Genomic DNA, 20,842 nt, shown 5'->3' with positions numbered 1-20,842 from the left:
CACGCCGGGAGGCCGGCCTCCCGGCGTCCGTTGCGTCTGCCGTCAGTTCCCCGCCCACTGGCCGGCCAGTCGCGACAACCGCTCCGCCGCCCCTTGCAGGACCTCGCGGGACGCGGCGAACGACAGCCGTACATACCCTTCGCCGCCCGCCCCGAAGGCCGAGCCCGGGGCCACCGTGACCGCGGCTTCGTCGAGCAACCGCTGCGCGAAGGCGGCCGACGACAGCCCCGTGCCCCGTACGTCGGCGAACGCGTAGAACGCGCCCTCGGGGTAGGCACATGTGACGCCGGGCAGCGCGCCCAGGGCGGAGACCGTCATCTCCCGGCGTACCGTGTACTCCTTCAGCATCGCGGCGACGTCGTCGGCCGTCCGGGTCAGCGCCGCGATCCCTCCGCGCTGCACGAACGACGCGGCACAACTCACCGTGTGCTCCTGAACCTTGAGCGCCTGTGAGATCAACGGCTCGGGTCCCGCCAGATAGCCGAGCCGCCAGCCGGTCATCGCATACGCCTTGGAGAAGCCGTTGACCGTGAGCGTCCGCTCCGCCGCGCCGGGCAGGCTCGCCAGGCTGAGGTGAACACGGCCGTCGTAGACGATCTTCTCGTAGATCTCGTCCACGACGAGGACCAGGTCGTGCTCGACCGCGAACGCCACGATCTCCTCGGCCTCCTCGCGGTCCAGTACGTGCCCCGTCGGGTTGGCCGGCGTGTTGACGACCAGCGCCCGGGTGCGGTCCGTGACCCGGTCCTCCAGGATCCGCCGGGACAGCCGAAACCCGTCCTGCGCACTGAGCTCGGCCGACACCGCGCGGGCGCCGAGCAGGCCCGCCATCGCCGGGTAGCTGACCCACGCCGGAGTGGGCACGATGACCTCGTCGCCCGGGTCGAGCACGGTCATCAGCGCGGTGAACAGGGCCTGCTTGGCCGAGGGGGTCACGATGACGCCGGTGGCCGGATCCACGCGGACGCCGTTCTCGGCGTCCAGCTTGTCCGCGACGGCCCGCAGGAGTTCGGGGACGCCCCGGCTCGGGGTGTAGTGGGTGTCGCCGCCCTCCAGTGCCGAGACGGCCTCCGCGACGACGGGCGCCGGCGTGGTGAAGTCCGGTTCGCCGCCGCTGAGGTCCAGCACCTCGACGCCACTGCGCCGCAGTCGCTGGACCGTCTCCAGCAGGGCCACGGTCGCGGACCGCTCGACACTCGAGAACCGCTGTGCGACGCGCACGCTCATCCCGCCTTCCTCGCAGGCGACCGCTCGCCCGCCGCCTCTGCGCCCGAGCCGACCAGCTCGGGGGTGTGCTCCTGGGACACCTCGGTCCGGGTCACCGGGCGCAGCGCGTGCGCCGCGATGGCGTCGGCGTCATGGACGAAGTCGCTCCACATGCCCGGCCGGCTGCTGCCCACCTGCATGAACCACCTGGTGTGCTCGGTGGGGATGCCGAGGACGTACATGCCCTCGTCGACGCCGCCGTCACGGTCCACGGGATGGAACGGGCTGCGGGTCACGGCGACGCCGCCGGTGGCGTAGCCCGCGCCGCCGCTGTGGTTGACGTAGGTCGTCCACGCGCCGGACTCGCGCAGCCGCGCGGTGAGCGGGCTGAGGTCGCGGCGCAGATCAGGGTCGGGGATCCGCGCGTCGACCAGGGTCGTGACCGGGACGGCGGAACCGGGGACCTGGGGCGAGGACACGACGTAGCTGCCCTCGGCAGGGTCGGTGTCGAAGCGGGCCAGCGGACCGACGATACGCAGTAGCCCTCGGTCGAGCAGGGCGAGTACCTGCTCGAGCCGCTCCTTCGGCGGCCCGGCCGCGAGGAACGACGCCCTGGGCACGTACCAGCCGAGGAAGTCCTCCCGCTGCGAGCGTCCGGTCAACCCGGAGAAGTCGACCAGCTCGCGGATGACCCAGCGCGTGTCGCGCATGACGTCGAGCGCGGCCTTGAGCGGGGAGTCGACATTGCCCTCGGCGGCATTCGCGAGGTCCTGCCCGATCTCGTCGCGCAGCGCGCGCTCGAAGTCCCCCGGACCGGCGAACGTACGGTGCGCGAACGGCCGGGCGAGCGCGTCGATGTCGATGGGCGGCTCGTCCCGCAGTCCCAACCGCCCCGCGATGGCCGCCACAGGGGGCACGCCCTGCTCGGCCCCGAGCTCCACCTGCGTGCCGAACCGTTCGGCGACCTCGCCGCCGAAGGCGCGCCGCAGCGCCGTCGCATAGTAGACGAGCTCGATCTCGGCCATCAGCCACGGGAAGATGTGGCTCTTGAAGTCGAGCGGCCCGCGCGGCTGGTGGGCGCGGACGCGCGCGGGGGTGAACAGCACCGGGCGGTAGGAGTAGCGGGGCGGTTTCTGGTTGCGGCCCCGGGCCGGCAGCGGCATCCCGCTGCGGGAACCGGCGACGATCACCGGCTCGTCACCGCTGGGGTGGTAGACGAGCGTGCCATCCTCGCCCGGGGTGAAACGGCCGCCCCGGCCGATGGTGAGGGCCGCCATCACGTCGTAGAAGGACAGACCGAGACCGATCACGCCGACGCCGGAGCCGGGCGCGATCTCGTGCAGGGGCATGTCGGCCGCCGACTCGCCCTGGATGTAACGGAGTTCCGGATGCTGCCGGGTGAGGTCGGCGAGGTCGCGCTCCCGGCCGGTAAGCCGGTTGCGGGAGTGCCCGGTGGTCAGGACGACCCGGTCGACGTCCAGCCGCTCACCACCCGACAGGGCGATCCGGTAGCGGCCGTCGACCCGTACGACGTCCTCGACGCGTTCCTTGATGCTCCTCAGCCGTACGCCGGGCGGCAGGGTCCTGCCCACCTCGGTGAGCACCGAGCGCAGGTAGCGGCCGTACTGCCCGCGCGGCGCGTAACTGTCCGGGCCGGGGTAGTCCCCGGCGGCCTCCCACCACTCGCCGAACGAGGGACCGGCCCCGGCCCGTGCCGGGCCGCCGTCGGGTTCGCCCGAGTACGCGGAGCACTGGCCCGCCACGGTGTTCATCAGGAACCAGTCGGGCTGGTCGGTGCGGTAGACCTGACCCGCCCCTGGCTCCACCGCGTCGACGAGGAACAGCCGGACGTCCAGGGGGCCCGGGTGTTCTGCGAGACGGGCGGCGAGCCGTTCGAGCACCATCATCCCTCGTGGCCCGCTGCCGATCACAGCGATGCGCGTCGCACTCATGCGGCCGCCCTCTCCCCCTCGACCTCGCGGTCGACGATGTACGGATAACTCCCGAGCAGGTTCAGCGAATCGACGCCGCGGCGCATGGCCTCGACCGCCTCGGCCAGTCCCGGGTACGCGATGTGCCGGTCGACCTCGACCAGGAAGTGGTAGCGCCCCCGCGCGGTCTGCCGGGGCCAGGACTGGATCCAGGCGATGGACACCTGGCGCCGGCTCAGCTCGCCGAGCACGCCTGTGAGCACGCCGGGTGCCGAGCGGTCCGAGGTGATCAGCAGCGCGGTGCGGTCCCGGCCCGTGGGCGGCCCCTCGGGGCCGGTGCGGCGCAGCGACACGAAACGTGTGGTGGCGTCGTTGCGGGCGCCGATGTCGTGGGCCAGCACGCTCAGTCCGTAGCGTGCGGCGGTCTCGGGGGCGGCTATCGCGGCGTCGGTGGCCGGCCCCCCTTCCGCGAGGGCCAGCGCGGCCGCCGCGGTGGAGTCGGCGAGGACCGGCTCCGCGTGCGGCAGGTGCCGCTCCACCCACTGCCGGCACTGGCCGAGCGCGTGCGGATGGCTCACCACCCGCCGTACGTCGGACAGTCGCGTGCCCTCGGCGGCCATCAGGGCGAAGGTGACCCCGATCGCCACCTGGGCGTCGATCCTGAGCTCCCCGGCGTGCGCGACGAGTTCCCCGAGCGTGGGCGGCACCACGCCACTGACGGAGTTCTCCAGCGGGACCACCGCCCGGGCGAACCGGCCGGACCGCACGGCCTCCACCGCCGCCGGGACGGTGGGGAAGGGAACGGTCTGCCGGGCGAAGGGCGCGAGCCGCCGCACGGCGGACTCGGTGAAGGTGCCCTCCGGGCCCAGATACGAGTACTTCATCGCGCCGCTGCCACCGCCAGGCGCGTGCCGAGCTCACGGGCGAGCCGCTCGCGTACGACCGACAGGTCCTCGCAGTCGCCCTGCTCCCGCTCGGCGATGTGGACGCGGTACAGCTCGTCGAGCTCGGCCTCGTCGACCTTCACGTCGAGTTGCTCGATGAGGTGGCGCAGCACGGTCCGTCCGGAGTGGCGCCCGATGAGCAGGGAGCGTTCGCGGCCGAACCGCGCGGGCTCGACGTACTCGTAGGTGCTCGGTTCGCTGAGCATGCCCTGCTGGTGGATGCCGGCCGCGGTGCCGAAGACGTACTTGCCGAAGATCGGCTTGTTGCGGGGCTCCTCCAGCCGGATGATCTCGCGCAGCCGGTTGTACGCCGCGTACATGGCCTCCAGGCGGACCCCGGTGGTCATGCCGAGCAGCTCGGTCTTGTACGCGAGGACAGCGGCGACCTCCTCGAGCGAGGTGTTGCCGGCCCGCTCGCCGATGCCGCCGAGGGCGACCTGGACCTCGTCCGCGCCGGCCGCGAGGCCGGCCAGCGTGTTGGCGGTGGCCAGGCCGAAGTCGTTGTGGCAGTGGGTGGAGACCTTGACGGCCGGCGGCGCCCACCGGCGGATCTTGCCGATGAGGGTGCCGAACTCCTCGGGGGTGTGGCACCCGGTCGTGTCGGCCAGGATGATGCAGGTCGAGCCCGCCTCCACGGCCGCCTCGGTCAACGCGCGCAGCAGGTCGTCCTCACCGCGGCTGGCGTCCTCGATACCGACGGCGATGTCGCTGACGCCCAGGGAGACGGCGAACTCGACCGTGTCCACGACCTCCTGCACGGCCGCGTGGCGGGATATGCCGCGCTTGTGGGTCAGGTGGATCTGGCTGCCAGTGGCCACCATCTGCACCTGGTGGTTGTCGGTGCCGCCGGCCTCGACGGCGATCTCGACGTCCCTGCGGGTGGTGCGGGAGAACGTGGCGAACTTGGTGCCGGTCAGATGCTGCGCGATCAGCCGGGTCGCCTCAAAGTCGCTGGGCGAGGAGGCGGGAAAGCCCGCCTCGATGGTGTCCACCCCCAACCCTGCGATCAGTTGGGCGAGTTCGAGCTTCTGCTCGGGGCTCATCGCGTTTCCCGGCGCCTGTTCGCCGTCGCGGAGCGTGGTGTCGAAGACGGATATACGACGGGGTGCTGCGTGCTCGTTCACTTCTCCCCCTAAGGCCTGGGACGCATCCGGACTCCTCAGCCGAACAGCCACCGATCCTTGGGAACGGGCGGCTTGGCGTCATCCGCTGTTGGAGGAGCGCCGGGGGCCGCACCGCACACTCGGAATCACTCCCGCGCCTTTGGTGGAGCAAGGGTCCACCAAAGACCATGGTCCGCACACCGCCTCCTCCCAAGGCCGATGTCCGCGCCGGGGCCGGCCGCCAGAGTCGGGGCGGTGGCTCCCGGTCGGCCCGCCCCTGGAGGCGAAGGGACAGTTCCCGCGTTCGGCCGGCTGGCCGGTCGTGATGGGGCATCGAGACACATCAATGCAGCCGCACCACCATCACGCACGGTAGTTGCGAGTCGGTATTCGATCCGGCGAGTGCCGGGCGAAAGCACGGCAGGCGGGACACCGGTGCAAGGACCCCTCAAGACCACGGCGCAGTGAACCGCGCCCTGTTCAGCCGAACAACCCTCAGTCGGAAGACACCGGCAGGACGTCCGGGGAGAGCGTCGCCGCGCGGGCCGTCGCCGCCGTCATACGGCGCCGGTGGTGGCGACGGCAGAGCACCTCGTAGCCCACTTCGTCCGCGGACCCGTTGACATCGCCCACCACCACCTGGGCTCCCTCGACCACCATCTCGCCGCCGACCGTGCGGGCGTTGTGCGTGGCGCGGGCGCCGCACCAGCACAGGGCCTCCACCTGGAGGACCTCGACCCGGTCGGCCAGTTCGACCAGGCGCTGCGAGCCGGGGAAGAGCTTGGTGCGGAAGTCGGTCGTGATGCCGAACGCGTAGACGTCGATGCCGAGGTCGTCGACCGCGCGCGCCAGTTGGTCGATCTGCTGCGGCGCCAGGAACTGCGCCTCGTCCGCGATCACGTAGTCCGCGCGCCCGCCCCGCGAGAGGTGGTCGACCAGGTATGCGTACAGGTCCTGCCCGTCCCCCACTTCCTCCGCGTCCGTGACCAGACCGAGCCGGGAGGAGAGCTTGCCCTCGCCGGCCCGGTCGTTGCGCGTGAAGATCATGCCCTGCAGCCCCCGTGCGGAGCGGTTGTGCTCTATCTGGAGAGCCAGCGTGGACTTCCCGCAGTCCATCGTTCCGCAGAAGAACACCAGCTCGGGCATGGGGGGTTGAGGACCTTTCGGGACGGGCGGGGAGCGCAGGGGATCTTCAGCAGCGTACTGGGCACCGGGCGGCGTGCCGCGTTCAGGTGCGGACTTCCAGCAGGGGCACCAGCTGTTCCACGGCCGTCATCGACCCGTGGTTGCCGACCATCGCCGACTCCTTCGGCTCCCGCTCCGACGCGATGATGAGCACATCGTCGCGGGCCGCCGCGACCACATCACCGATGCGTGCGTACACCCGTTCGTCGACGTGCGGGCCGAACCAGCCCGCCGCGATCGCCTCGTCCCGCGAGGCCACCCAGAACTGCTCGCCGAGCACCTCGCGCCAGCAGGTCAGGACGTCGTTCTCGGCGCCCGGCAGGGCGTAGACGTGCCGGGCGCGTCCCTCGCCGCCCAGCAGAGCGACTCCGGCGCGCAGCTCCCAGTCCTCGTCGAAGTCGATGCGGTGCTGCTCGTCGAACGGGATGTCGATCATGCCGTGGTCTGCGGTGACGTACAGGGCGGTGCGCGGCGGCAGCTGCTCGGCCAGGCGCTGGACGAGCCGGTCGACGTACCGCAGCTGGCCGCGCCAGGTGTCCGATTCGACGCCGAAGCGGTGACCGGCGCCGTCGAGCTCGGCGTAGTACGTGTAGACGAGGGAGCGGTCGCCGAGGGCCAGTTGCTCGGCCGCCAGGTCCATGCGGTCCTCGCCGGTCAGCCGCCCGTGGAACGTCCCTCCGGTCAGCGCGACCTTGGTCAGCGGCGTGTTCTCGAAGGCCGGGGAGGACACCTGTGCGGTGTGCACGCCGGCCGCGTCCGCGAGCTGGAAGACCGTCGGGTACGGCTGCCAGGCGCGCGGCTCCGTCCAGGGCTGCCAGCGGAGCTGGTTCATCAGCTCGCCGGTCTCGGGGTTGCGGGCGGTGTAGCCCGGCAGGCCGTGCGCGCCGGGCGGCAGACCGGTGCCGACGGAGGCGAGGGAGGTGGCGGTGGTCGCCGGGTAGCCCGCGGTGATCGGGCGGCCGGTGCCGCCACGGGAGGACGCCAGGAGGGAGGTCAGGAAGGGCGCCTCGTCGCGGTGCGCCTTCAGCTGCTCCCAGCCGAGCCCGTCGATCAGGAAGACGCAGTTGCGGTCGGCGCCGGTCAGTTCCGATATGGCGGCGGTCTGGCCCGGCACCCCCATGCCCGCGGCGAGGGTGGGCAGGAGATCGGCGAGTGAGCCGGTGCCGTACTCGGGGGCCGGCGCGGAGCCGACGGCGAGCGGCTCCGGGTGGTCGTCCCAGGTGGACAGGGCCATCAGCGGGTGACGTCCGCGGTCGCCTCGGAGAGGGACTGCGCGAAGGCGAGCGCCTGGCGCACCGTCTCCGGGCCGTCCCCGGCCTCGCTGACGCGGAGGCTGAGGTCGTCCGCCGTGGAACTGCCCGTGTAGCCGTGGTCCGCCTCGCAGTTGGGGTCGCCGCAGGCGGCGGGCTCCAGGTCGATGCGGGAGACGGCACCCCAGCCGATGGTCAGGACGACCTCGCGGGGCAGGGTGCCCGGCGTGTACGACTCCGGGTTGGCCACGACGCGGCTGACGACGACCGACGAGATCCGGCCGAGCTTCACGGACTCCGTCGACGTCGTCGCATACGGCGTCGGGGAGGTGTCGTCCGCGGCCTGCTCGTCGGTGTGGCTGACGATGAAACGCGTGCCGGTGAGGACCAGCACGGTCACGTGCCGCCGCACCTCGTTCGCGTCGAACGTGGTCTCCTGGTGGACCAGATACGACAGGATGGGCTCGCCGCCCACCGCGGCTTCCACCGCCTCGGCCACGAGAGCCGGGTAGTAGCCGCTGCGCTCGATCGCCGCGCGCAGCCCCTGGGTCGTCGTACTGGTCTTGGCCATGACGTCCATCCTACGGGGGCACACTGACTGCGCGGCACCGCTCGCCGCCGCTCAGTAGACCCGGACCGTCCGCTCAGTACACCGGGAGCGACCTCTCAGTACACCGGGAGCGTCCTCGGGCCGAGGTCGTCGCGGGCGGGCGGCGGCGCGAGCCGCGCGGTGGCGCCCAGCACACTCAGGCCGCGCGGGGAGACGACGACGGGCTCCAGGGTGACCGCCACGACCTCCGGATGGTCGTCGACCAGCCGCGACACGCGCAGCATCACCTCTTCGAGGGCGGGTGTGTCGACGGGGGCGGAGCCGCGCCAGCCGAACAGGAGGGGGGCCGTCCGGATCGACCGGATCAGGGAGGCGGCATCGCGGTCGGTGACCGGAATCAAGCGGTGCTCCGTGTCGCCGAGCAGCTGCGAGGCCGCCCCGGCGAGCCCGAACGACAGCACGGCTCCGGCCGCCGGATCGATGACGGCCCGTACGAACGTGTCGACGCCGCGTGGCGCCATGCCCTGGACGACCGGCCGCAGCTCCTCCGGCTTCCCGAACAGCTCGGTCAACTCGGCGTACGCCCGGCGCAGTTGCTCCTCGTCGGCCAGGTCCAGGCGGACGCCGCCCAGGTCGGCGCGGTGCCGCAGGTGCGGGGCGGTGGCCTTGAGGGCCACCGGGTAGCCGATGGCGCGGGCGGCCTCGGCGGCGGCCTCGGGCGTGGGAGCGGGCAGCGCCCTGCGCACGTGGATGCCGTAGCGCGCGAGCAGGTCGCAGGTCTCGTCGGTGCCGAGGGTCAGCCCCTGCCCCCGTGCGAGCAGGCCGTGGATCAGTTCGGCGGCGCCCTTCTCGTCGATGTCGTCGTACTCGGGCACCTTGCCGGGGTCGGCGGCCTCGCGCCGCCACTGCGCGTACCTGACGGCTTCGGCGAGGGCGCGCACGGCACGCTCGGCGGCGGGGTAGGCGGGGATGAGGCGGGCCCCGTCCGGGGCCTCCACCGTGGTGGGTGGGCGCTGCGCGGGGCGCGGCAGGTCGCCGCGCTGGGCCCGGGGCGAGGTGCTGGCCGCCGCGGACAGCGCCTCCGCGAGCCCGCCGAGCTCCACGTGCACCACGAGCACCGGCTTGGCGGGGGCCGCCGCCGCGGCCGACCGAAGCGCCTCCGCGAGCGCGGCGTCCTGTGCCGGGGTCTCGCCGACCGCCGGGATCGCCGTCACGACGACGGCGTCGCACGCGTCGTCGGCCAGCGCCGCGGACAGCGCCCGGTGGAAGTCCTCGGCCGAGGCCGCGGTGGTCAGGTCGTGCGGCGGCAACGGCCGCAGCCCCTCGGCCAGACACGCGTCGTACGTCAGCAGCCCCAGCGACTCGGAGTTCCCCAGGATCGCCACCCGTGGCCCGGTGGGCAGCGGCTGCCGGGCCAGCAGCAGTCCCGCGTCGACCAGTTCCGTGATCGTGTCCACGCGGATCACCCCTGCCTGGCGCAGCAGCGCGGACACCGTGGCGTGGGGCAGCCGCGTGGCTCGTACGGCATGCCCCTGCGGCGCGCCTCCGTGGCGTGCCCCCTGCACCACCACCAGCGGCTTGGCCGCCGCCGTGCGGCGCGCGAGCCGGGTGAACTTGCGCGGGTTGCCGATGGTCTCCAGGTACATCAGCGCCACGTCGGTGTCTGGGTCCTCGTACCAGTACTGCAGGACGTCGTTGCCCGAGACGTCGGCCCGGTTGCCGGAGGACACGAAGGTCGACACGCCGGTGACCCCGGTGACGCCTCCCCCGCGCCGATGAAGCCTCGACAGCAGCGCGATGCCGATGGCGCCGGACTGGGCGAACAGTCCTATGCGTCCGGGGCGCGGCATCTGGGGCGCGAGGGACGCGTTGAGCCGGACCTCCGGCGAGGTGTTGATGACCCCGAAGGCGTTCGGCCCGATGATCCGCATCCCGTACGACCGGGCCTGCCGCACCAGTTCCCGCTGCCGCTCCCGGCCGTCCGGCCCGCTCTCGGCGTATCCCGCCGAGATGACCACGAGCCCCTGCACCCCGTGCTCGCCGCACTCGGCGACCACCTCCGGGACGCGCTCGGCGGGGACGGCGACGACGGCGAGGTCGACCGGCTCGGCGATCTCACGGACGGACCGGTGGGCGGGGACCCCGTCGAGGTCCTTCTGCCCTTCACCGAACGCCCTGTTCACCGCGTACAGGCGGCCGGTGAACCCGGCCTCCCTGAGGTTGCCGAGGACGCTGTGGCCCACTCCCCCGGGCGCCCGGCCCGCACCGATGACGGCGACCGAGCCGGGCGCGAGCAGTCGCTGCACGGATCGCGCCTCGGCCCGCTGCTCCCGCGCGCGCTGCACGGCCACCGAGCGGTCGGTGGGCTCCAGGTCGAACTCCAGACGTACGACGCCGTCCTCGAAGCTGCGCTTCTGCTGGTACCCGGCGTCGGTGAACACCTTGATCATCTTGGTGTTGGCGGGAAGCACCTCGGCGGCGAACCGGCGGATGCCGCGCTCCCGGGCCACCGCCGCGATGTGTTCGAGGAGGGCGGAGGCGACGCCCCGCCCCTGGTGCGCGTCCTGCACGAGGAACGCGACCTCGGCCTCGTCGGCGGGAGCCGAGGCGGGCATCCCGTCGGTGCCGATGCGGTCATAGCGTACGGTTGCGATGAACTCGCCGCCGACCGTGGCCGCGAGTCCCACCCTGTCCACAAAGTCGTGGTGCGTGAAGCGGTGGACGTCCTTGGCGGACAGGCGAGGGTACGGCGCGAAGAAGCGGTAGTACTTCGACTCGTCCGAGACCTGCTCGTAGAAGCTGACGAGGCGCTCGGCGTCGTCGACGGTGATGGGCCTGATGCGCGCGGTACCGCCGTCGCGCAGCACCACGTCGGCCTCCCAGTGAGCGGGGTACTCGTGCCGGTCCGACGCGGTCTGCATGGGCCCCAGAGTAAGGCTCGCGTCCGACAACGGCGCGAGGCAGGCTAAGGGGACCGGTTCGGGCCCGCCCGGGGACGGGACCGACGCCCGCTCCGGGCACGCTTCACCATATGGGAAACTGGTCTAGACAACCCTGAGACACCTGAAGGGCAGCATCACATGGCTGAGCGCCGCGTCAACGTCGGCTGGGCCGAGGGCCTTCACGCCCGCCCCGCCTCCATCTTCGTCCGGGCAGCCACGGCCTCCGGCGTTCCCGTGACCATCGCCAAGGCCGGCGGCAACCCGGTCAACGCCGCGTCCATGCTGGCGGTTCTCGGCCTGGGCGCCCAGGGCGGGGAGGAGATCGTCCTCGCCTCCGACGCGGAGGGCGCCGACGCCGCCCTGGACCGTCTGGCCAAGCTCGTCGCCGAGGGTCTTGAGGAGCTTCCCGAGACCGTCTGACCCTTCGGGCACCTGCACGGCGGAGCCGCGTCGGCCTTCACGGCGGACGCGGCTCCGTCGCGTACGCACCCGCACACGGCAGCCGTAGGGCACCGGGCGACGGCATCCAGGTACGGACGCCGGGCAACCGACGGACACGGGCCCCGCACGGGCCATCACCGGCCCCGCACGGGCGATCACCGGTCGGTCGCGGGCCATCACCGGTCGGTCGCGGGCCATCACCGGTCAGGCACGGGCCATCACCGGTCAGGCACGGGCCATCACCCGTCGGGCGCGGGCCATCACCGGTCAGACGCGGGCCATCACCGGTCAGACGCGGGCCATCACCCGTCGGGCACGGGCCATCACCGGTCAGGCACGGGCCATCACCCGTCGGGCACGGGCCATCACCGGTCAGGCACGGGCCATCACCCGTCGGTCGCGGGCCATCACCGGTCAGGGGCGGCCCATCACCGGCCCCGCACGGGCGATCCCCGGTCGGGCGCGGGCCATCACCCGGGCACGGCTGGACCGTCGCACCATGGGCCCACGGACGCGGCTCCACGCCCGCCAGGGCGATCGGGCGGGGCGGGGGCGAGTGAGCGGTGCGTGTGCGGCATACGCCCCGCGCTCGCCGCCCGAAGCGCGCCGGCGCGGAGCCCAATGCGCGCGGCGATCACTCGGCGCGTGGCACGGCGCCATGTGGCACCCGCACCGCAGTTCGAAGGATGCGGACACTCCCCGCGGCGCACATGCAAGGACCTGTGGGTGCGGCGACCACCAACCTCCGCCGCCGCGGGATGCCATGCCCTCCCGCCCCTCCGACGCAACACGACCCCGCGCGCCGACCGCATGGCGTCGGCGGCCCCGGGGCGCGGCTGGGCGCCGTGCGCGCGCAGGGCTCTCTTCGAGCCGCGCGCCGACGCGCCCTTTGCGTGTGGCGACCTCCGTCGTTCGTCGCGCATGAGAAATTCAGCGTGCCGCCCGGAAATCCGCGCAAGGCACACAGAAGGCATGGGCATCCGAATTCCAGGGCACGCCGGAACAAGGGCAGCCGGAATAGGACCAGCCGAATATCCCTCTTTGTATACGGCGCCCGTGTTAATGCCGCACCCCCGACATGTTTACGGCGTGTTGCGAAGTCCTCACACGGTCCGCCCGCTCCCCTTGGCCGGGAAAGCGGAGCCGGTGCGCGGCGGTCGCGCGCTCGGTGTGCAACGCCGTGATCGCCCGCGCCCGCTCACTGTCGCCGCGCGCGACGGCGTCCACGATGCCGCCGTGCTCCGCCCAGGACTCCACCGGACTGGCCGACGCCTCGGCCGTGTACATCCAGGCGATCTTGTGCCGCAACTGGGCGAGCGTCGAGGTCAGCGCCGGGCTCCCGCAGGCCTGCGCGAGCGTCTCGTGGAACCAGCCACCCAGAGAGCGCAGATCCTCGCTGTTGCCCCGCCTGGCTCGTTCCTGGCCCAGTCTGACCAGGCCCCGCAGCACCTTGAGATGGGCCTCCGTGCGGCGCTGCGCGGCTCGCGCGGCACCCAGCGGCTCCAGCAGCAGCCGCATCTCCAGGAGGTCGGACGCCTCCTGCTCGGTCGGTTCCGCCACACACGCGCCCGCGTGTCTGCGGGTGACGACGAAGCCCTCGGCCTCCAGCGTCCGCAGGGCCTCCCGCACGGGGACCCGCGAGACTCCGTAGCGACGCGCGAGGAGCTCCTCGGTGAGCCGGCCGCCCCGCTCGTAGACACCCGCGACGATGTCATCGCGGATCGCCGTGCATACCGAGTGTGCCGGAATACGCATGACCGACCTCCGCCTTAATCCGCGTGAAACGTCGCCGATTGACGTGTGTTCAACCGACTCTATTGCAGCGGACCGGAATTTCCGACGGGAGGCCGGAATCCGGGGATATTTTTTGGACAGACGGCCGTCCGAAACGACGATGGCCCCGGTCCATGAGCCGGGGCCATCACACGCGGCGCTCCTGCCGGAGCCGCGTTGTCAGACGTTCACACCGTGTGCCCGAAGGTAGGCGACGGGGTCGATGTCCGAGCCGTACTCCGCGGACGTACGCGCCTCGAAATGAAGGTGCGGCCCGGTGACGTTGCCGGTGGCCCCGGAGAGGGCTATCTGCTGACCCGGCGTGACCTGCTGGCCCGCGGAGACACCGATGGACGACAGGTGGCCGTACTGCGTGTAGGTGCCGTCGTTCATCTTGATGACGATCTGGTTGCCGTACGCGCCGCCCCAGCCCGTGTCGATGACGGTGCCGGCGCCGACCGCGTGCACGGGGGTGCCCGTGGCGGCGTGGAAGTCGATGCCGGTGTGGGCCCCGGAGGACCACAGGGAGCCGCCGGACTTGTAGCCGACGGAGACGAACGAGTCGTAGATCGGCGCCACGAAGGCGTTCAGCCGCCTGCGCTCGGCGTCACGTGCGGCGCGCTCCTTCGCCTCGCGCTCCTTCGCGGCCTTCTCGGCGGCCTGCCTGCGCGCGGCCTCCGCGGCCTGCTTCTGCTCGGCGGCCTGCTTCTGGGCGGCGGCCTGGGCGCTGATCTTCTCCGCGACCGAGTCGCCGAGGGTGACGGCCCGGATCAGTCCGGTCTGCTCTACGGGGGTGCCGGCGGCGAGCGCCGGGGCTGCCAGGGTGCCGATGACGCCGGTGGTGGTGAGCGCCGCGACGCCCATGGCGTTCGTGGTCGTACGCTTCGCACGGCTGGGACGTCGGTGCTTCCCGGTGGCGCAGGTGAACGCCATGAAGTGGCTGGTCCTTTCCTTCCCTCTCGCCTACCGGGTTAGCTGACGGGTTCGGAGCAGGAAGGTCTCCTACGGGCTCACGCCCGATTCACCCCAGGAACTTGGGCCCCTCCAGCCGCGAAGCGGCGACAGGAGGGCGGGTCCCCGGCTCCCCTGGCTCGCGCCGTACGGGGACTCGGCGATGACTGTCCGGTGCCGCGGGTGCGGCGCACTGCCTGACGGACAGCCCGGACGACGCTAGAAGGGCCCTGTTTCGATCACCAAACCGATCGGGGCATTTGTAGCGCATCCCACAGGGCAGAGAGGCAACCTCTGTGGCAATACGGACAAACGCCCAAGAGGCTGGCCCCGGTGACGGAAGAGTCACCGGGGCCCTCGGCACGCCGCCGCCACGCGCGGCGTACGGAACCGCTCTACTCGGCCGTCACGACGCTCACTTCACCGATGCCGAGCGCCTTGACGGGCTCCTGGATCTGGGAGGCGTCGCCCACCAGAACGGTCACCAGACGGTCCACCGGGAACGCGTTCACGACGGCGGCCGTGGCCTCCACCGTGCCCGTCGCGGCGAGCTCCTGATAGAGCGTCGCCTGGTAGTCGTCCGGAAGGTGCTGTTCGACCTGGTCGGCGAGCGTGCTCGCGACGGCCGCCGCGGTCTCGAACTTGAGCGGGGCCACGCCCACCAGGTTCTGCACGGCGATGTCGCGCTCGGCGTCCGTCAGCCCCTCGGCGGCGAGGGTGCGCAGCACCTTGCACAGGTCGTCGAGGGCTGGCCCGGTGTTCGGCGTGTCGACGGAGCCGCTGATGGCCAGCATCGCGGCGCCCGTGCCGTCGGGCGCCGAACGCAGCACCTGGCCGAACGCCCGCACACCGTAGGTGTAGCCCTTCTCCTCGCGCAGGACGCGGTCCAGGCGGGAGGTGAGGGTGCCGCCGAGGCAATAGGTGCCGAGCACCTGGGCGGGCCACACACGGTCGTGGCGGTCGGCGCCGATGCGGCCGATGAGCAGCTGCGTCTGGACGGCCCCGGGACGGTCCACGATGATCACGCGGCCGGTGTCGTCGGCGGTCACCGGCGGCACCGGGCGGGGCTTGGCGGGCGCACCCGTCCAGGCGCCCAGCGTCTCCCCGAGAAGCTCGTCGAGTTCGATCCCGGTGAGGTCGCCCACCACGACGGCGGAGGCCGTCGCGGGGCGTACGTGCCGCTCGTAGAAGGCGCGGACGGCCGCGGCGTCGATGTTCGCGACCGTCTCCTCGGTGCCCTGGCGGGGGCGCGACATGCGCGAGGACGCCGGGAACAGCTCCTTGGAGAGCTCCTTGGCGGCGCGCCGGGCCGGATTGGCCATCTCGTGCGGGATCTCGTCGAGGCGGTTGCGCACCAGCCGCTCCACCTCGCTGTCCTCGAACGCCGGCGACCTCAGGGCGTCGGCGAGCAGCCCGAGCGCCTTGGGGAGGCGGGAGACGGGCACTTCGAGGGAGAGGCGGACGCCGGGGTGGTCGGCGTGCGAGTCGAGAGTGGCACCGCAACGCTCCAGTTCGGCGGCGAACTCCTCGGCGGAGTGCTTGTCGGTGCCCTCGGAGAAGGCGCGCGCCATGATCGTGGCGACGCCGTCGAGGCCGGCCGGCTCCGCGTCCAGGGGCGCGTCGAGAAGCACCTCGACGGCGACGACCTGCTGGCCGGGACGGTGGCAGCGCAGCACGGTCAGGCCGTTGTCCAGCGTGCCGCGCTCGGGGGCCGGGAACGCCCAGGGCCGGGCTTCGCCGGCGTGGGGCTGGGGATGGAAGTCCATGGTCGCGAGCTCGCTCACTTCGCCGACTCCTCGTCGTTGCTCGTGCCTTCGGCGGCAGTGTTTTCGGCGGCTTCCCGGGCGTCGGCCTCGGCCGCGACCGGCTCGTACACCAGCACCGCACGGTTGTCGGGGCGCAGCCGGGCCTTGGCCATCTCCTGCACCTCCTCGGCGGTCACGTCCAGCACGCGCCGCACGGCGGTCAGGGCGAGCTGCGGGTCCCCGAACAGCACGGCGTACCGGCACAGTTCGTCGGCGCGGCCCGCGACCGTGCCGAGGCGATCCAGCCACTCGCGCTCCAACTGGGCCTGGGCGCGCTCCATTTCCTCGGCCGTGGGCCCCTGCTCGGCGAACCGGGCGAGCTCCTCGTCGATGGCCGCCTCGATGACGGGCACCTCGACGTCGCCCGAGGTCTTCACGTCCAGCCAGCCCAGGGAGGGCGCTCCGGCGAGCCGCAGCAGACCGAAGCCGGCGGCGACGGCTGTGCGGTCACGCCGCACGAGCCGGTTGTAGAGGCGGGAGGACTCGCCGCCGCCCAGGATGGTGAGCGCCAGGTCGGCCGCGTCGGCCGCGCGCGTGCCGTCGTGCGGCAGCCGGTAGGCGGCCATCAGGGCGCGCGCCGGGACCTCCTCCTCGACGACCTCGCGCAACTGTTCGCCGATGATGTCGGGCAGCGAGCCGTCGCGGGGCTCGGGCTTGCCGTCGTGCGACGGGATGGAGCCGAAGTACTTCTCGATCCAGGCGAGGGTCTGCTCGGGATCGATGTCGCCGACGACGGAGAGGACGGCGTTGTTGGGTGCGTAGTAGGTGCGGAAGAAGGCGCGCGCGTCCTCCAGGGTGGCCGCGTCCAGGTCCGCCATCGACCCGATCGGCGTGTGGTGGTACGGGTGGCCCTCCGGGTAGGCGAGCGCGGTCAGCTTCTCGAAGGCGGTGCCGTAGGGCACGTTGTCGTAGCGCTGACGGCGCTCGTTCTTCACGACGTCCCGCTGGTTCTCCATGGACTCGTCGTCGAGGGCGGCCAGCAGCGAGCCCATGCGGTCGGCCTCCAGCCACAGGGCGAGCTCCAGCTGGTGGGCCGGCATGGTCTCGAAGTAGTTCGTGCGCTCGAAACTCGTGGTGCCGTTCAGCGAGCCGCCTGCGCCCTGCACCAGCTCGAAGTGGCCGTTGCCCTTGACCTGTCCCGAACCCTGGAACATCAGGTGCTCGAAGAGGTGGGCAAGGCCGGTGCGCCCCTCGACCTCGTGGCGGGAGCCGACGTCGTACCAGAGGCACACCGCCGCGACCGGGGTCAGGTGGTCCTCTGAGAGCACCACGCGCAGACCGTTGGCCAGGCGGTGCTCGGTCGCTGTCAGGCCCCCGGAGCCTGCCTCGGCTGTGGCCGTGTGACCCATGGGCATGTACGTCCCTTCGATCGCGGAAGCTGTCGCGGAAACCGCGGTTTCCTGCCGGTGCTGTCACTGTATGCAAGCGTGCGGACAGGTGGCGAAGTTCCCGGGCGACGTACGCCGAGAGCGAGACGAGGATTACGGGGGGTAGGCGACTGCGCACGAGGTTGACGAGCACCGAGCGCCGGCGCCGGGCAGCGGCATACGAAGCCTCGGGGTGCACGGCCGGGGCGAGCGCCGAAGCCTCGGGGGTGGACGGCCAGGGGCGGACGCCGAAACCTCGGGGGCGCACGCCCGGGGGTGGACGCCGAAACCTCGGGGTGCACGGCCAGGGGCGGGCGCCGAAGCCTCGGGGTGCACGGCCAGGGGCGGGCGCCGGGAAGCCGTGCGGGGACGCTCCGCGCGCCCGGCCGGGTGCCGACGTGGGGTACCGCACGGGGATGCCCGGGGGCGCGACCAGGATGGCGACGCGGGAGGCCACACGCGCACGCTCGCGGGACGCCGCAGTGGCGCCGACCCCGGCAGACCACACGCGGACGCCCGGGCTACGCGACCAGGGATGGCGACGCGGCACGCCAAACGCTCGCGGGACGCGGCAGGGTGCCGACCCGGGCAGACCACACGCGCACGCTCGGGGTGCGCGACCGGGATGACCGTCCAGGAGGCACGCGCGCGGTCGGGTCGCGGAGCACGGAGACCGTACGTGAGTGATCGCGGTGCAGGGCCGGCACCGGCCGCGAGATCGTCCCCGGGGCCGCTTCCCGCGCGTGCCCGGTGGGAGCGCATCGCCGTCGTGGGCGGCCGTGCCGCCGTACGACCGGGCCGCCGCGGGGCACGTGGCCCCGGGGCAACGGACCCCTGGAGGAAGGGGCATGGTCCGCGTTGTCGGTGCGGCGGTCCACAATGGTCCGCGACAGATCCCGTTCATGCCCAGCGCAGACTGTGAAGGAGCCGGCAGCAATGGCCCGCCGCAGCACGAAGACCCCGCCGCCCGACGACTCGTACGAGGAGAAGATCCTCGACATCGACGTCGTCGACGAGATGCAGGGCTCCTTCCTCGAGTACGCGTACTCGGTCATCTACTCCAGGGCCCTGCCGGACGCCCGCGACGGCCTCAAGCCGGTGCACCGGCGGATCGTCTACCAGATGAACGAGATGGGGCTGCGCCCCGAGCGCGGCTATGTGAAGTGCGCCCGCGTCGTCGGCGAGGTGATGGGCAAGCTGCACCCGCACGGCGACGCGTCGATCTACGACGCCCTGGTGCGCATGGCCCAGCCCTTCTCCATGCGTGTGCCCCTGGTCGACGGCCACGGCAACTTCGGCTCGCTGGGCAACGACGACCCGCCGGCCGCCATGCGGTACACCGAGTGCCGCATGGCCATGGCGACCAGCCTGATGACCGAGTCGATCGACGAGGACACGGTCGACTTCGTGCCCAACTACGACGGCCAGGAGCAGGAGCCGCTGGCCCTGCCCGCCGCCTTCCCCAACCTCCTGGTGAACGGCGCGTCGGGCATCGCGGTCGGCATGGCCACGAACATGCCGCCGCACAACCTGGGCGAGGTCGTCGCGGCCGCGCGCCACCTGATCCGCCACCCGAACGCGGATCTGGACACCCTGATGAGGCATGTCCCCGGTCCCGACCTGCCCACCGGCGGCCGGATCGTCGGCCTCTCGGGCATCCGGGACGCCTACGAGACGGGCCGCGGCACCTTCAAGATCCGCGCCACGGTCTCGGTGGAGGACGTGACGGCGCGCCGCAAGGGCCTGGTCGTCACCGAACTGCCCTTCACGGTCGGGCCGGAGAAGGTGATCGCCAAGATCAAGGACCTGGTCGGGTCGAAGAAGCTGCAGGGCATCGCCGACGTCAAGGACCTCACCGACCGCGAGCACGGCCTGCGCCTGGTCATCGAGATCAAGAACGGCTTCGTGCCGGAGGCGGTCCTGGAGCAGCTCTACAAGCTGACCCCGATGGAGGAGTCCTTCGGCATCAACAACGTGGCGCTGGTCGACGGCCAGCCGCTGACGCTGGGTCTCAAGGAGTTGCTGGAGGTCTACCTCGACCACCGCTTCGACGTCGTCCGCCGTCGCTCGGAGTTCCGCCGTGCCAAGAGGCGCGACCGGCTCCACCTGGTCGAGGGCCTGCTCACGGCGCTGGTGGACATCGACGAGGTCATCCGTCTGATCCGTTCCAGCGAGAACTCCGCGCAGGCCAAGGAGCGCCTGATGGAGCGCTTCTCGCTGAGCGAGGTCCAGACGCAGTACATCCTCGACACCCCGCTGCGCCGCCTCACCAAGTACGACCGGATCGAGTTGGAGGCGGAGAAGGACCGGCTCGAAGCCGAGATCGAGGAGCTGACCCGGATCCTGGAGTCGGACGCCGAGCTGCGCAAGCTGGTCTCCGCGGAACTGGCCGCGGTGGCCAAGAAGTTCGGCACGGAGCGGCGCACGGTGCTGCTGGAGTCCTCCGGCGCCCCGGCCCCGACGGTCTCGCTCCAGGTCGAGGACGCCCCCTGCCGGGTGCTGCTGTCGTCGACGGGCCTGCTGGCGCGTACGGCGAACGGCGATCCGTTCGCGGAGGACACCGAGGGCAGGCGCGCGAAGCACGACGTGATCGTCTCCGCCGTCCCGGCGACGGCGCGCGGCGAGGTGGGGGCGGTGACGTCCGCCGGACGGCTGCTGCGGCTGAACGTGATCGACCTGCCCCAGCTGCCGGAGACGGCGACCCGGCCGAACCTCTCCGGGGGCGCGCCGATCTCGGAGTTCGTCTCCCTGGAGGCGGACGAGACGGTGGTCTGCCTGACGACGCTGGACGAGTCCTCCCCGGGCCTCGCGCTCGGCACGGAGCAGGGCGTCGTCAAGCGTGTGGTCCCCGACTACCCCGCGAACAAGGAGGAGTTGGAGGTCATCACCCTCAAGGAGGGCGACCGGATCGTCGGTGCGGTGGAGCTGCGTACGGGCGAGGAGGACCTGGTCTTCATCACCGACGACGCGCAACTGCTGCGCTTCCAGGCGTCCCAGGTGCGTCCGCAGGGCCGCCCCGCGGGCGGCGTGGCGGGCATCAAGCTCTCGGACGACGCGAAGGTGATCTCCTTCACGGCGGTGGACCCGGCGGTCGACGCGGTGGTCTTCACGGTGGCCGGTTCCCGCGGCACGCTGGACGACTCGGTCCAGACGACGGCCAAGATGACGCCGTTGGACCAGTTCCCGCGCAAGGGCCGGGCCACAGGCGGCGTGCGCTGCCAACGGTTCCTGAAGGGCGAGGACTGCCTGTCGTTGGCCTGGGCCGGCGCGACACCGGCGCGGGCCGCGCAGAAGAACGGCACACCGGCGGAGCTGCCGGAGCTCGACCTGCGGCGCGACGGTTCGGGCTTGTCGCTGCCCAGGACGGTGGCGGCGGTGGCGGGCCCGGTGTAGG

At 72.2% G+C, this 20,842-nt stretch carries 14 protein-coding genes and 1 riboswitch; of the genes, 2 read left to right on the top strand and 12 right to left on the bottom strand.

The annotated features are described in order from the left end of the window. Positions 1-42 precede the first annotated feature (42 nt). The 8 genes from ASC56_RS28165 to ASC56_RS28130 all read right to left on the bottom strand — a co-directional run bounded on the left by ASC56_RS28165 (position 43) and on the right by ASC56_RS28130 (position 11,090). Entirely contained in the window at positions 43-1,227 is a 1,185-nt protein-coding gene (locus ASC56_RS28165; protein ID WP_055494382.1) for a pyridoxal phosphate-dependent aminotransferase, read from the bottom strand. Continuing rightward, positions 1,224-3,158, bottom strand: coding sequence for an FAD/NAD(P)-binding protein (locus ASC56_RS28160; RefSeq protein ID WP_079102748.1), 1,935 nt, complete (start codon positions 3,156-3,158; stop codon positions 1,224-1,226). Before ASC56_RS28160 ends, ASC56_RS28165 begins: the two co-directional genes overlap by 4 nt. After that, on the bottom strand, positions 3,155-4,021 hold the full coding sequence (gene pheA / locus ASC56_RS28155; RefSeq protein WP_055494380.1) for a prephenate dehydratase: 867 nt from the start codon (positions 4,019-4,021) through the stop codon (positions 3,155-3,157). Before pheA ends, ASC56_RS28160 begins: the two co-directional genes overlap by 4 nt. Continuing rightward, on the bottom strand, positions 4,018-5,205 hold the full coding sequence (locus ASC56_RS28150; protein WP_055494379.1) for a LeuA family protein: 1,188 nt from the start codon (positions 5,203-5,205) through the stop codon (positions 4,018-4,020). The genes pheA and ASC56_RS28150 overlap by 4 nt, the downstream gene beginning before the upstream one ends. Positions 5,206-5,679: 474 nt before the next feature. Next, the gene (locus tag ASC56_RS28145) at positions 5,680-6,330 is read right to left on the bottom strand and encodes a thymidine kinase (protein WP_055494378.1); all 651 of its coding nucleotides are present in this window, start codon (positions 6,328-6,330) and stop codon (positions 5,680-5,682) included. 82 nt (positions 6,331-6,412) lie between these two features. After that, positions 6,413-7,603, bottom strand: a complete 1,191-nt coding sequence (locus ASC56_RS28140) for an alkaline phosphatase family protein (RefSeq protein WP_055494377.1) — start codon at positions 7,601-7,603, stop codon at positions 6,413-6,415. Continuing rightward, complete coding sequence (locus ASC56_RS28135; protein WP_055494376.1) at positions 7,603-8,190, bottom strand: DUF5998 family protein; 588 nt, start codon at positions 8,188-8,190, stop codon at positions 7,603-7,605. The genes ASC56_RS28140 and ASC56_RS28135 overlap by 1 nt, the downstream gene beginning before the upstream one ends. Positions 8,191-8,285: 95 nt before the next feature. Next, a complete protein-coding gene (locus tag ASC56_RS28130; protein WP_055494375.1) occupies positions 8,286-11,090 on the bottom strand; it encodes a bifunctional GNAT family N-acetyltransferase/acetate--CoA ligase family protein in 2,805 nt (934 codons plus the stop codon). Between the two features lie 159 nt (positions 11,091-11,249). Between ASC56_RS28130 and ASC56_RS28125 the strand changes: the two genes are divergently transcribed. Continuing rightward, a complete protein-coding gene (locus ASC56_RS28125) occupies positions 11,250-11,531 on the top strand; it encodes an HPr family phosphocarrier protein (protein ID WP_031075909.1) in 282 nt (93 codons plus the stop codon). 1,080 nt (positions 11,532-12,611) lie between these two features. Here the strand turns inward: ASC56_RS28125 and ASC56_RS28120 are convergent. The 4 genes from ASC56_RS28120 to ASC56_RS28105 form a co-directional block, all read right to left on the bottom strand. Beyond that, the gene (locus ASC56_RS28120; RefSeq protein WP_055494374.1) at positions 12,612-13,307 is read right to left on the bottom strand and encodes a GntR family transcriptional regulator; all 696 of its coding nucleotides are present in this window, start codon (positions 13,305-13,307) and stop codon (positions 12,612-12,614) included. A 198-nt stretch (positions 13,308-13,505) separates the two neighbouring features. Continuing rightward, positions 13,506-14,258 carry a M23 family metallopeptidase gene (locus ASC56_RS28115; protein WP_055494373.1) on the bottom strand — a complete coding sequence of 251 codons (753 nt, stop codon included), beginning with the start codon at positions 14,256-14,258 and terminating at the stop codon, positions 13,506-13,508. 12 nt (positions 14,259-14,270) lie between these two features. Next, a riboswitch (cyclic di-AMP (ydaO/yuaA leader) is annotated at positions 14,271-14,449 on the bottom strand. Between the two features lie 222 nt (positions 14,450-14,671). Then, positions 14,672-16,060, bottom strand: coding sequence for a pitrilysin family protein (locus ASC56_RS28110; RefSeq protein WP_055494372.1), 1,389 nt, complete (start codon positions 16,058-16,060; stop codon positions 14,672-14,674). Continuing rightward, a complete protein-coding gene (locus ASC56_RS28105; protein ID WP_079102747.1) occupies positions 16,057-17,436 on the bottom strand; it encodes a pitrilysin family protein in 1,380 nt (459 codons plus the stop codon). The genes ASC56_RS28110 and ASC56_RS28105 overlap by 4 nt, the downstream gene beginning before the upstream one ends. A 948-nt stretch (positions 17,437-18,384) precedes the next feature. Here ASC56_RS28105 and ASC56_RS28100 point away from each other — a divergent pair. Beyond that, entirely contained in the window at positions 18,385-20,841 is a 2,457-nt protein-coding gene (locus ASC56_RS28100; RefSeq protein WP_055494370.1) for a DNA topoisomerase (ATP-hydrolyzing) subunit A, read from the top strand. Position 20,842: the final 1 nt, after the last annotated feature.

The organism is Streptomyces sp. TP-A0356 (assembly GCF_001417775.1).
Classification (GTDB): Bacteria; Actinomycetota; Actinomycetes; order Streptomycetales; family Streptomycetaceae; genus Streptomyces.
This window is presented reverse-complemented; position numbering and strand designations above follow the sequence as displayed.